The 12,884-nt window shown below is 40.0% G+C and carries 11 protein-coding genes; 2 read left to right on the top strand and 9 right to left on the bottom strand.

Translation table 11 applies throughout. From position 1 onward, the window contains the following. Window positions 1–33: 33 nt before the first annotated feature. The 8 genes from ACFSQ3_RS12630 to ACFSQ3_RS12595 form a co-directional block, all read right to left on the bottom strand. Complete coding sequence (locus ACFSQ3_RS12630; RefSeq protein WP_380869911.1) at window positions 34–828, bottom strand: (Fe-S)-binding protein; 795 nt, start codon at window positions 826–828, stop codon at window positions 34–36. An 11-nt stretch (window positions 829–839) separates the two neighbouring features. Further along, complete coding sequence (locus ACFSQ3_RS12625) at window positions 840–2,135, bottom strand: 4Fe-4S dicluster domain-containing protein (RefSeq protein ID WP_380869910.1); 1,296 nt, start codon at window positions 2,133–2,135, stop codon at window positions 840–842. Between the two features lie 159 nt (window positions 2,136–2,294). Next, on the bottom strand, window positions 2,295–2,834 hold the full coding sequence (locus tag ACFSQ3_RS12620) for an OmpH family outer membrane protein (protein ID WP_380869909.1): 540 nt from the start codon (window positions 2,832–2,834) through the stop codon (window positions 2,295–2,297). Between the two features lie 75 nt (window positions 2,835–2,909). Further along, window positions 2,910–3,446, bottom strand: coding sequence for an OmpH family outer membrane protein (locus ACFSQ3_RS12615; RefSeq protein ID WP_380869908.1), 537 nt, complete (start codon window positions 3,444–3,446; stop codon window positions 2,910–2,912). Window positions 3,447–3,719: 273 nt separating this feature from the next. Continuing rightward, window positions 3,720–6,305: an outer membrane protein assembly factor BamA gene (bamA, locus tag ACFSQ3_RS12610; protein ID WP_380869907.1), complete on the bottom strand. Its 2,586-nt coding sequence runs from the start codon at window positions 6,303–6,305 to the stop codon at window positions 3,720–3,722. Window positions 6,306–6,421: 116 nt separating this feature from the next. Next, window positions 6,422–7,159 (bottom strand): isoprenyl transferase, encoded by a 738-nt coding sequence (locus ACFSQ3_RS12605; protein WP_380869906.1) that lies wholly within the window; start codon window positions 7,157–7,159, stop codon window positions 6,422–6,424. Window positions 7,160–7,313: 154 nt separating this feature from the next. Beyond that, on the bottom strand, window positions 7,314–8,204 hold the full coding sequence (locus tag ACFSQ3_RS12600) for an NAD kinase (protein WP_380869905.1): 891 nt from the start codon (window positions 8,202–8,204) through the stop codon (window positions 7,314–7,316). 45 nt (window positions 8,205–8,249) lie between these two features. After that, complete coding sequence (locus ACFSQ3_RS12595) at window positions 8,250–8,912, bottom strand: CBS domain-containing protein (RefSeq protein ID WP_380869904.1); 663 nt, start codon at window positions 8,910–8,912, stop codon at window positions 8,250–8,252. Window positions 8,913–9,089: 177 nt separating this feature from the next. Between ACFSQ3_RS12595 and ACFSQ3_RS12590 the strand changes: the two genes are divergently transcribed. Both ACFSQ3_RS12590 and ACFSQ3_RS12585 read left to right on the top strand, forming a co-directional pair. Beyond that, window positions 9,090–9,923 (top strand): 1-acyl-sn-glycerol-3-phosphate acyltransferase, encoded by an 834-nt coding sequence (locus tag ACFSQ3_RS12590; RefSeq protein WP_380869903.1) that lies wholly within the window; start codon window positions 9,090–9,092, stop codon window positions 9,921–9,923. Between the two features lie 13 nt (window positions 9,924–9,936). After that, a complete protein-coding gene (locus ACFSQ3_RS12585) occupies window positions 9,937–10,887 on the top strand; it encodes a GNAT family N-acetyltransferase (protein ID WP_380869902.1) in 951 nt (316 codons plus the stop codon). 28 nt (window positions 10,888–10,915) lie between these two features. Here ACFSQ3_RS12585 and ACFSQ3_RS12580 read toward each other — a convergent pair whose 3' ends face one another. Next, window positions 10,916–12,853: a KUP/HAK/KT family potassium transporter gene (locus ACFSQ3_RS12580; protein WP_380869901.1), complete on the bottom strand. Its 1,938-nt coding sequence runs from the start codon at window positions 12,851–12,853 to the stop codon at window positions 10,916–10,918. Between the last annotated feature and the right edge of the window lie 31 nt (window positions 12,854–12,884).

The raw sequence follows: 12,884 nt of genomic DNA, 5'->3' as shown, positions 1-12,884 counted from the left end.
ACCTGATGCGCTTTTTTTCTAGTAACGTGTACGCTATATATTATTCGCCTTTACAGTGACTTCTGCGATGTCTAAAACTTGTATGCTATCTTCCTTTTCTTTGATTTTTACACCATCGCGCAGCATGGTCATGCAGAATGGACATGCGGCAGCAACGATATCTGCTTTGGATTCAATGACATCTTCAATACGCTCTATGTTGACATCCTTCTTGCCCGGCTCAGGCTCTTTGAACATTTGTGCGCCGCCAGCACCACAACATAATCCATTGCTTTTACAGCGTTTCAGCTCAACAAGATCTGTATCCAGCGTTTCCAATACTTTCCGTGGCGCTTCGTAAACCTCATTGGCTCTTCCTAAATAACATGGGTCGTGATAAGTAATTTTTTTCCCTTTGAAAGCATGTCCGTCGTTTGGCTTCAGCTTTCCTTCATCGATCAACGATTGGATAAGTTGCGTGTGATGAATAACTTCATAATTTCCACCCAACTCCGGGTATTCATTTTTTATCGTGTTGAAACAATGCGGACATGCAGTAACGATTTTTTTAATTTCGTAACCATCCAGCACCTGAATGTTCATCATTGCCTGCATTTGAAAAAGAAATTCGTTGCCGGCTCTCTTTGCAGGATCACCCGTACAGCTTTCTTCCGTTCCTAGAATGGCATATTTAATACCTACGTGGTGAAGGATTTTACAAATATCTTTTGTGATACGTTGTGCGCGCTCATCGAAACTTCCGGCGCAACCTACCCAGAAAAGTAAATCGGGCGATTCGCCTTTAGCCAATAATTCTGCTGCAGTAGGAATATGAAATTGATTTTCCATGAGATGTTTAGTTACGAGTTCGTCCAATTTGCGCGATCTGCTTGCGCGTATTTCCAAGGTGCACCGTTGTTTTCTAAGTTGCCCAACATATTATTGATGCTCGCCGGACCTTTCGATTCTTCCATAATAGCATATTGGCGAAGTCCCATGATAATTTGTAAAGGATCGATGTTGACAGGGCAGGCTTCTACGCAAGCGTTACATGTGGTACAAGCCCAAATTTCCTCACGAGTAATGTGGTTGTCGATCAACGACTTTCCATCATCCACGAAAGTACCTTTGTTCGCGTCTATATTCTTACCTACGTCACTCAATCTATCGCGTGTATCCATCATTATTTTGCGTGGAGAAAGCAATTTTCCGGTCGCGTTCGCTGGACAAGACGCGGTACAACGTCCGCACTCTGTACATGTGTATGCATCCAGCAAGTTTTTCCAAGTCAAATCGTGTACATCCTTCACGCCAAATCGACTTACTTCGGCGTCCGGTGGAGGTAACGATGGATCCAGCATCGCGCGCACTTCCGCCGTTACGCTGCTCATATTCTCGAACTGACCTTTCTTTTTTAGATTGCTAAAATAGGTGTTGGGGAATGCCAAGAGGATATGCAAATGTTTAGAAACAGGCAAATAGTTTAGAAAAGCAAGAACACCGATGATATGAAACCACCAAAAGAATCTTTCCATCATCATCAACGTGTCGATATTTTCAGGAAGCATTGTCGTTAAATATTGACTGATTGGAAAACTTCCTGCCGCGGTGTAATGTGGTGCGCCTAATTGTTGTAATTTGAAATCTGCTGCATTCATAAAAAGAAATGCAGCCATTAATAAGATTTCAGCTGCCAAAATAAGGTTAGCATCTGTACGTGGCCAATTGTCTAATTCCTTTTGATTTAAACGTTTTAAACGTAAGATATTTCTGCGGACGAGGAAGATCGCACAAGAGGCCAAGACTAAGAACGCTAGAACTTCAAAACTCGCTATTAGAAAATCATAGAAACCTCCGAGAAATGCAAAAATACGATGGGTTCCTGCTACACCATCTATTACAATCTCCAACATTTCGATGTTGATGATGACGAAACCCAAATAAACTAATAAATGCAGCAATGCAGGAATCGGACGTTTGAACATCTTCTTTTGTCCAAACGCGACCAATAGCATTGTTTTTAAACGTTCCGAAGGCGAGTCAAAGCGATCTACTGACTTACCTAATCGAATATTTCGATAAATCTTTGACGCATTCTTGAAAAAGATCACTCCCGCCGCAACTAATAATATCGCAAATAGAAATTGAGCTATCATCGTTTTATAATCAGTATTCACAAATATATTAAATCCTATATTACTATGCATGCATAATAAACTATTTAGAAATAATAAAAATTGATTAATAGGTAAAAAACGAAAAAGAGCCGTAACGCATTCACGTTACGGCTCTTTAAAATCGGTTTTCAGGGTTTACTAAATACCCAATTTAGTTTTTACCGCAGCAGTTAGGTCTTCACCGCCTTCGAAGTACAATAAACTACCGCTAGCCAAATCTAAGATATAAGCATATCCTTTATCCTTTGCTACCGCGTTGATTGCTGTCATCACTTTAGTTTCGATAGGACTCATTAACTCCTGATATTTTTTTTGCAATTCCTCTTGTGCTTGGTTTCCTGTCGTTTGGATACGCTCCTCCATTTGACGCATTTCGGCTACCAAACCTTGAATTTCCGTGTCTAAAGTAGCCTTGTTTGCCTCGCTACGGTTCATTGCTTTTTCGTTGGCTTCTGTTTGTTTCTTTTGATACAACTCCACCATCCCTTGATATTCCTTATCTTTCGTTTCTCTCAAGGTTTGTATTTGTGTTTGCGCATTTTTGAACTCAGGCGTTGCTTGCATCAATTCTTGCGAATTGATATGCCCGATTTTCTGCTGTGCATTACTCACCTGTGTAGCGACCAATAACCCCGCTGCTACAACAACACCTTTCCATACATTCTTCATTCTTTTCATGTTAATCTTATACGACTATAAGTTGTTTGTTTATTTGTTAATCTTATTAGTTTGCGCAATTATACTAAAAATATATTAATCTGCTAATTTCGGATCAGGTTTGAAACCCAACTTTGTAATCAGCGTATTGCTTTTGTCTAAAGAAGGGTTTGCAAATAAGAAAGAAGTTTCAGATCCTTTATCTAAAATAAGATCTAAACTTTCCGCGGCAGCTAAATCGTTAATCGCTTTAGTTAAGCGATCTTGGATCGGTTGAACCAATTTTGTGCGTTGCTTAAACAGTTCTCCTTCGAAACCGAAACGTTGGCGTTGAAGTTCCTTTACTTCACGTTCTTTGTTCACAATCTCGTCTTCACGACGTCTGCGCATATCATCATTCAGTAACGTTTGATCATTTTGATACGCCTTATATAAACGTTCAATTTCCGCATATTTTCCGTCAACTTCTTCCTGCCATTTTGTAGAAAGATCATCCAACTGTTTCTGTGCGGCGGAATATTCTGGAATATGTTTCAAAACATATTCCGAATTGATGTAAGCCAATTTTTGTTGCGCAAGTCCTGCTGTGCACATCAGCCCAAGTGAGCCCATAATCATCAGTATCTTTTTCATCGACATATGTTTTAGTTTTCGATTGTTTTATTTTGTCTGACAATCCAAACGTAAAAAAGTTTATTTCCACGTGCAGATAGTTCACTATTTATACAAATAAACAAAAAATAATCATCCTCAAAACAAACCTAAGGTTACTTTTAACTTAAATTTAACTGATTACAACTAAGTTTTTTCCCGTCGATCAACTTATCTCGAATGCGATCTCAATCGTTTTAAACAACAAAGGCTACCTTTCCTGGCAGCCTTTGCATATATGTGTTTTTAAAGTTTTTAGAAACCACCCATATTCTGGATGATACTAAACGTGAAATTCTGTCTCCAGCGGCTCTCAGCCATTCCCGGAATCGGATCAAATGCGTGACCATAATCGATACCTAACATACCAAAGATTGGTAAGAAGATACGTGCACCGATACCAACTGTACGACGAACTTTGAAAGGATTAAATTCTTGGAAACTATTCCATGTATTACCCGCTTCCGCGAATGCTAAAGCAAATACGGTAGCTTGTTCATTCAACATAATTGGGTGACGTAATTCCAGTTGATAACGTGCGTAGAGCGGCGATCCCGAACGTACGGCGATGTTTTGAGCAGCGGTACCATTTCCAGTTGATTCTGGAATAACCGTACCATTCGCGTAACCACGCATGGCAATGATCTCTGTACCTTGCAAGAAGTCGAAACCTTGCATACCGTCACCACCTAACACGAAACGCTCGAAAGGAGAGATTGGCGCATCGCCACCATACATACCTAAATAACCAAATTGCGCTTGTGATTTTAATACCAATTTGCCTGCAATCGTGGTGTACCATTGCGAATCGAATTTCCATTTGTGGTATTCTACGAATTTATACACTTCATTTGCTGGAGCTGTTTTATAATCAATATTATTCCACAATGAATATGGAGGCGTTAATTGCACGCTCAAACGAATGTTTGATCCTGAAGTGGGATAAATCGGTGCATCAACTGTGTTGCGACTGATTTCCTGAGTAAAGTTGATATTGTAAGAATCGCCGTCCGCAAACAAGAACAATCCTTGGTAATTATTTAATACGTAACGTTGGAACGATAGGGAACTATTCACTTGGAAATAGCGATCTGGCCAATTCAACCGACGACCTAGGGTTGCTGTAACACCATGCATATTAATGAAAGGTGCGTTTTCACGCTCTGTCCATTGTCCGTCTCGTCCGAAGAACATCTCACGCATGTTGGAAACATAAGCGTTTAAACCAAAGTAAATGGGTTTTTTACCACCTAACCAAGGCTCGGAGAATGAGAAGTTGTAAGATTGATATCTTCTGCCGGATGTTTGACCACGAATACTTAAACGTTGGCCATCACCGCGAGGAAGCGGTTTCCAGGAATCTTTTTTGAAGAAATTTTTGGTAGAGAAGTTATTGAAATTCAAACCTAGCGTACCAATCACTTGCCCAGCACCGTAACCACCGGATAATTCCACCTGGTCGGATGCTTTTTCAGCAACAGTGAACTCCAAATCAGTAGTTCCTTCTTCCATATTTAAATTCTTCGCCGGATTTGGTGTAATCTTCTGTTCATCGAACATACCCAACTGCGAAATCTCTCGAATACTACTAACGAGCGCTTCGCGTGAATATTTCATGCCGGGTTTAAGGAAGATCGAACGTAGCACAACGCGGTCATTCGTTACGTCGTTACCTTTTAGAATAACGTTATTGATAGTGTACTGCTTTCCTTCGAACATTTGGATCTCTAAATCCACCGTATCTTTATCGATCTTTTTGATGATAGGCTCTACTTGGAAAGTCAAATAACCGTCGTTTTGGTACAATGCGGCAATATCATCACTTGCGCGAGTCGGACCTTGCAGGCGCGCATTTAGTTTCTCTTCACTATAAACATCGCCTTTGTTGATCCCTAAAATCAAGTTTAAGATCGAATCTTGATATTTCGAGTTACCTGTCCAAGTGATGTTACCGACATAATATTTCGGTCCTTCATACAAGTCGAAGTCGATCGCAATCTCATTATCATCGTATCGCCAAATGCTATCTTTAAGGATTTCCGCATCGCGGTAACCTCTGTCTTGCATCTTGGCGATTAAATTCTCTTTCGCTTCTTCGTATTTATCTTCCTTGAATCGTCCCGGACCGAATATGCGGTACCAAGCTCTTGGTTTTACCCCTTTCAGAAATTTTCGAAGTTGACGATTGGAAAAGGCTTCTGATCCTGTAAAGTTTACTTTACGAACTTTGATTTTACGATTTCTATCTACCTCAGCAGTTACCGTTTGGTAATTTGCTTGGGTAGAATCTGGTGTCGTAGTTATCTTAATGTCTGGATATAGATAAGACTTCTCTCTAAGGTATTTTTCAATAGTGGATCGTGTAGTACGAAGCAGGTTTTCGTTGACGATTTTTCCTGAGCTTGCATTTAATCGTTTACGCACTTCTTCGGCTTGACTTTTCTTCAAACCTTTCACTTCTATGCCTGCCAAACGCGGTCTTTCAACGACGCGGATTTCAAAGAATATCGTTTCCCCTTCAATACGTGTAGCATATAACTGCACCTCTTCAAAAAGATTTTGATTCATTAAATCTTTAATCACACTAGCAGTTTGCTCACTAGGAACCTCGATATACTGCCCAACGTTCAATTTGGAAATCGTGATTAAAACATCTTTATCTAAATATTCTACACCAGTAACATCTACGCCACCGATAGTATAGTTTTTTTGGTTTAGATAGGATATTTCGTTCGGATCGTTTACGTTAATCGGTCGGTTTCCGGGTACTTGAGCTTGCGCAGAATAAAAAACGAAAAGCGAGGTTATTATAAAGGCGAGTTTAACGAATATGTGCTTCATTTACTAATTATTGACGGTGCTAAAGTACACCAATCCCTTGTTAATTTATGTTAAAAGACCCTCAGCGAGATTTAAGAAATGTTAAATCGCGGAGAAGGGGCAAAAGTACGGAAAACTTACAATTGTTCGCTAGTCTTCCCGAATCTTCTTTCCCGATTTTGGTAGTTATATATGCACTCATACAAATGCTTGCGCGTAAACTCTGGCCACATGATTGGAAGAAATACTAATTCTGTATACGCCATTTGCCAAAGCATGAAGTTGCTGATTCGTTGTTCTCCGCTGGTGCGAATCATCAAATCGGGATCAGGCAAACCACTCGTATATAATTTTGAAGCAAACAAATTGTCGTCGATATCTGTTGACGAAATTTCGCCGCTTTTTACTAATTCCGTAATCCTTTTGGTCGCGTTGACGATCTCCGCACGCGCTCCATAGCTCAAAGCCAAAGTCAATGTGCACACCGAATTGTCATCCGTTTTATCAATCGTTTCTTGTAAAGTTTTTTGGCAATGCTCGGGTAAATCTTCAATATTTCCAATAGCATGTAATTTCACACGATTTTTGCGGAATGTTTCTACTTCATTTGATAAAGAGTGAACCAAGATTTCCATCAATGCTTGCACCTCTTCTTTAGGTCGATTCCAATTTTCGGTAGAAAAGGCATATAAGGTCACGAAGGGAACGCCGATTTCGACACAGCCTTCCAACGTTTCGCGAACAGAATTAACACCATTCTGATGGCCAAAAACACGATCTTCTCCTTGTTCTCTCGCCCAACGCCCGTTGCCATCCATAATGATTGCAATATGTTGAGGTAATGTTTCTTTCTTTATCTTGTCTTTGAAATCCATGTTTTACTTGTGAAGTGCTTTTGCCTAAATCTTCCTAGATCGTGAAGCTATATTTTGACTGTAAATATAGGCTTTTTCGCTGAAGACTATTTGCAAGCGATTGTTAAAATGGTTGTTCTGCCGAGATGTTTACAATGGCTCTTCTAGGCAGTTCTTAATAGTTGCGTACGTCTAGTCCCCACAAAAGCTTTTCACGCAAAATGCTGAAATATTGATCTTTCTTTAAACGAATAAGATTCACTTCGAAATCGGCTTTTTTAATTTTCAATGTCGTGCTGGAGGGGAGCGTCAAACTTCTGGAATCGCAGCTTAAAATATACTTTTCGGTACGACTATCAATTTTAAGATCCAATTCCATATCAGCAGATATTACAATCGGACGAACGTTTAAGTTGTGCGGAGATACGGGCGTGATAACAAAATTCCCGCTTCCTGGCATAATGATCGGTCCACCGCAACTTAAAGAATATGCCGTGGAACCTGTGGGTGTCGCGATAATCAATCCATCTGCCCAATAATCATTTAACAATTGCTGATCCAGCTTCGTCTGTACCGTAATCATGGCGGAGGTATCGTATTTAAATACCGTGATATCGTTTAATGCAAAATTTTCATTGCCAAACAATTCATCTTCAGGGCTGGAAACGGACAGCACACAGCGTGATTGCACCGTATAATCGCCACGTAAGATTTCTTCCAAGGCTTCTTCAATATCATGTTTAGCGATATTGGCTAGGAAACCTAAACGGCCGAAGTTGATTCCCACGATAGGAATTCCGGAATCTCGGATTAATGATACCGCCGACAACATGGTGCCATCGCCACCTAATCCCAACATAAAATCGATATGCGCTGAAACATCCGACAAAGTCTTGAACGTCTTGAAATGTTCGGGGCAATACGATTGTTCGCGAAGAAATCCGTAAAATTCTTCGTAAACATATACCGAAATGTTTTTTGATTCGAGATAGCGGAAAAGCGCCTCTACGTACGTATTGACAGAAGGATTAAATTCGCGTCCATAGATGGCTATGGTTGTTTTCATGTCGGAAATGCTCTTTGTTGATGCAAAGATCGAAAATAATGTTGATTAAAGGTCGAGATAGTTCATTAAGAGATTATATCGATCTTGAATATCGTTTTTATCACTACCATCGTTAAATGTCGCTTTTACCACATAATCAAAGCGCCAAAGTGATGCAACCACGGCTGCAATGTTATTTTTATTGACTTTGATCGTCATTTCCATGCGGTTAGAATCGGGTACTTGGCGCGAGGCGATGCTTAATATTTTGGTGTTTTCCGATTCGATAATGTGCGCAACATGCGATAATGCATAATCCTTTGCGTCCATTTCCAGTATGATGATTGCTCCGGATTCGTTGTTGGCTAGGGTTTGATTTAATGCTTTTAGAATATCTTTTTGGGTAACGATACCAATGTACTTATGTTCCTTGCTCACGACTGGAAGAATATCATGATCATGCACGCTCATTATTTGCAGCCCGTCGAAAATATGTTGGTAGTCGTAAAGATATACGAATGGAGCGGTGTGTTTCAAATCAGCGATTCGTGTAGAATCGTCTTCCTCAGCCAGCAAATCCTCCTCACGCACCAAACCTAAGAAACTATCTTGTTGCACAATAGGAAGTCCATGAAAGTGAAACTCATTGATTCGATTTAGCACTTGGGCAACCGTATCTTGTGGACTCACTTCTGCATACAAATTGGAAATTATTTCGCCTATATACATATTTTTATCTTCGTCACAGTATTGTTGTACACGCTTCTATCAAAGGCTAAGTTAATAAGATTCAGTGGATCATGCCCATTAATTGCGGTTTTAAGGTCAGTTTTTTACATGCTTCTTATTATACGTGCTATAAATTATGTATTTTTACGACAAAAGAGGTAGGGTATAAAGCACTTTATGGAGTCGTTAGAGCAAGAAAAATTTATTGAGGTACGGAACGTAATTCATAAAAAAAGCCCTAAGCTAGCCCGTTGGATCCCCAAACCTATCATCAGTTACCTGCGTCGTATTATTCACGAAGATGATATCAATTATATCATGCAGCGTTATCAGGACGATTTTGGATTGGATTTTGTAGATTCATTGCTAAAGGAGTTGGGTGTAGAAGTGGTATTGGAAGGTGCGGAGAATGTTCCGCTTACCGATAGTGTTATTTTTGCCTCCAATCATCCATTGGGTGGTTTGGATGGTGTAGCTTTTATGCAAGCCATTGGACGATATCGAAAAGACGTTAAGTTTTTAGTCAACGATATTCTTCTAAATATTCGCAACCTTGAGCCGCTATTCGTACCAGTGAATAAGATCGGTAATCAAAGTAAAAATGGTATCGCAGCGATTGAAAATGCGTATGCATCCGATCAAGCTTTATTGGTTTTTCCGGCTGGATTGGTTTCGAGAAAAATAGATGGCAAGATTCAGGATTTAGAATGGAAAAAGAGCTTTGTCACGAAAGCAAAAAAATATAAAAAGGATATTGTTCCGGTTTACATTGACGGCAAAAATTCTAACTTCTTTTATAATCTCGCGCGATTACGGCAGAAGGTAGGTATTAAGGCAAACTTGGAAATGCTTTACCTTCCGGACGAAATGTTTTCTCAGAGAAATCAACGCGTAAAAATTTGTATCGGAAAACGTATTCCTTATACCAGTTTTGATGCATCCAAAAATGAACGAGCTTGGGCTGCAGAGGTGCGCCGTGTAGTATATGATATGGCTCTTAGCAAAAAATAGAATTAATTAGTGTATGCAAGACATTATTGCACCAGTAGATAGAGATTTAATTAAAGCGGAGTTGACCGACGAAGCATTTTTGCGTTATACTAATAATGGGAATAACGAAATTTATTTGGTCAATTATCATAGGGCGCCGAACATCATGCGAGAGATCGGTCGTTTGCGTGAGCTTACTTTCCGAGGAGCAGGAGGCGGAACGGGCTTGCCGTTGGATATTGATGAAAATGATACCTGTGAACACAACTATGATCAATTGATCGCCTGGAATCCTGACGATAACGAGATTATCGCGGGCTACCGTTTAATTCGTTGCGATCAGGCGGTGGATGCTGAAGGCAAAGTACATCTTTCTACTGCGCATTATTTTGATATCTCTGACAAGTTTATTAAAGAATATCTTCCAAATACCATAGAGCTAGGACGATCTTGGGTACAACCGAATTATCAACCTTCTATAGATAATCGCAAAGGGCTGTTTTCTTTAGATAATTTATGGGACGGATTGGGCGCTGTAGTTGTTATGCATCCTGAAATCAAGTATTTATTTGGAAAAGTGACGATGTATCCGCATTATAATGAGGTTGCTCGGGATTTGTTGATGTACTTTATGGCTTGCTATTTTCCGGACAAGGAGCACCTAGCGAAGCCTGCTGATCATCTTTTTTTAGGGTATAAAACAGATATTTCGCAGTATAGAGGCATTTTTGATGGATTGGATTACAAAGACGGATATAAAGTATTGAATACGCAAATCAGGTCTTTGGGTGAAAATATTCCACCATTAATCAATACTTACATGAATTTGTCACCTACGATGATGACATTCGGTACCGCATTAAACGACGAGTTTGGAGAAGTCGAGGAAACGGGAATTCTGATTAAGATAGATGATATCTATCCTGCCAAGAAGGAACGGCATATGAGTACATACGAGAGGGATAAAAACAAAAAAGAGGCGTAAGCCTCTTTTTTGTTTTTAGTGATCGCCACTATTTTAAACGGTTTAACTTTACTTCTTTAGTATCTGGGATATTGAGCGGAACCCGCTCTACTGTAACGAAGCTACTATCCAATCCGAAGCTCTTTTCTTCGCTTAAACTAAAGTGTTTTAATAATTTATAAACCTCCATTATAATTCGGTTTCCCCAAGCTAAGGCCGAGGACTTCGAGAATACTTTTTCAAGAACGACAAAGTTAAAATCTCCCGAAATCTTATGTTTACGTAACGTTTCGTACCTACTAGTAATGTCGATTTCGCCCTTTGCTACCATATCTTCCACAACTTTCCGAAATAACAAACTGATTTTTTGTTCTTCACGAAATCCCAATTTAAAATCAATACGAATCAATTTACCTGGAATCAATTGCTCTACCGTATAATCGCGAGAATGCGGTGTATCCATGACGTCGACATGCACTAACCAGTACACATCGGCACGTTTCGGTTTTTTATTGATGATGGAGTAGATGATTTTATATTCTATTTCGTGTATACTGTTCGCGCTTGTCAAATACACCAATTGCGAAGCAAAAGGCTGTATGGTTGCATCCTCACTAAGATCAGAAAGAATGTTGTAGTATTTTCTGATATCGACAAACCGCACGTAGGCATTTTTAATTTTCCGAGCCATATACCAGGCGTACATAATAAAGAAGATAGCTGCGGCCAATACTAATGTCAACCATCCGCCATGCGTGAACTTTACTAAGTTTCCAGCTAAAAATGCGAATTCGATCACCAAGTAAATCACGGCGAAAATAGCAATCCAAATTTTGGATACGCGTTTTCTCCACATATAAAAACACATCAAAACGGTAGTGGTAATAAATGTCATATTAATCGCCAAACCATACGCGGCTTCCATATTACTAGATTTGCGAAATACCGCAATAATCAACATACATCCGACAAAAAGAATCAAATTGATTGAGGGTACGTAAAGTTGTCCCTTATGATCGCTTGGATATCGGATAGAAACCTTTGGCCAAATATTTAACCGTACGGCTTCAGAGATTAGCGTGTACGATCCGGAAATCATAGCTTGGCTAGCCACAATGGCAGCAATCGTCGCAATCGTAATTCCTGGAACGACGAACCATGCGGGCATGATGCCATAGAATGGATTGAGTTCGCCCAGTCTATCTCCCTGATGCGTAAGTAGCCACGCACCTTGACCTAAATAGTTCAGCAACAACATCGCTTTTACGAAGACCCAGCTAATCCTGATATTAGACTTACCACAGTGTCCCATATCGGAATAAAGTGCTTCGGCACCTGTCGTACATAAAAAGATCGCACCTATAATAAATAGGGAATGCGGATGTGTCATAATCGTTTGCACCGCGTACCAAGGATTCAAAGCATATAGCACGCGCGGTGCTTCGTCCAAATGAAATAATCCCAATGTGCCGATGACCAAAAACCAAATTAGCATTACCGGACCAAATACCCGGCCCACCACAGATGTGCCAAAACGTTGAATCAAGAATAGAAAGGAAATGATAATAACAACGATAGGCACCGTTGGTATGTTGTCATTCATCAGCGACAATCCCTCCACCGCGGACGATATTGTTATTGCCGGTGTAATCATTCCATCAGCCAGTAGGGTAGAAGCGCCAATTATGGCTGGAACGATAAGCCATTTTGCTTTCCGTTTGACGAGGGAATACAGTGAAAGAATTCCTCCTTCGCCATTGTTATCGGCGCGTAATGTGATCATCACATATTTCACGGTGGTTTGCAAAGTCAATGTCCAAAAAATACAGGATAAACTACCTAGCACAAGGTTTTCCTCAATAATTTCTTGATGAAAGATGGCTTTGAAAACGTAGAGTGGAGATGTTCCGATATCTCCAAAAATAATGCCGATGCTGATGAGCAAGCCGGCTGCGCTTAGGCGATTGATAGGCGATTTACTATCCATAAGTACACTAACGTGATTAACGGATCAAATG

It is taken from the genome of Sphingobacterium corticis (assembly GCF_042684745.1).
In the GTDB taxonomy this organism is placed as follows: Bacteria; Bacteroidota; Bacteroidia; order Sphingobacteriales; family Sphingobacteriaceae; genus Sphingobacterium; species Sphingobacterium corticis.
This window is presented reverse-complemented; position numbering and strand designations above follow the sequence as displayed.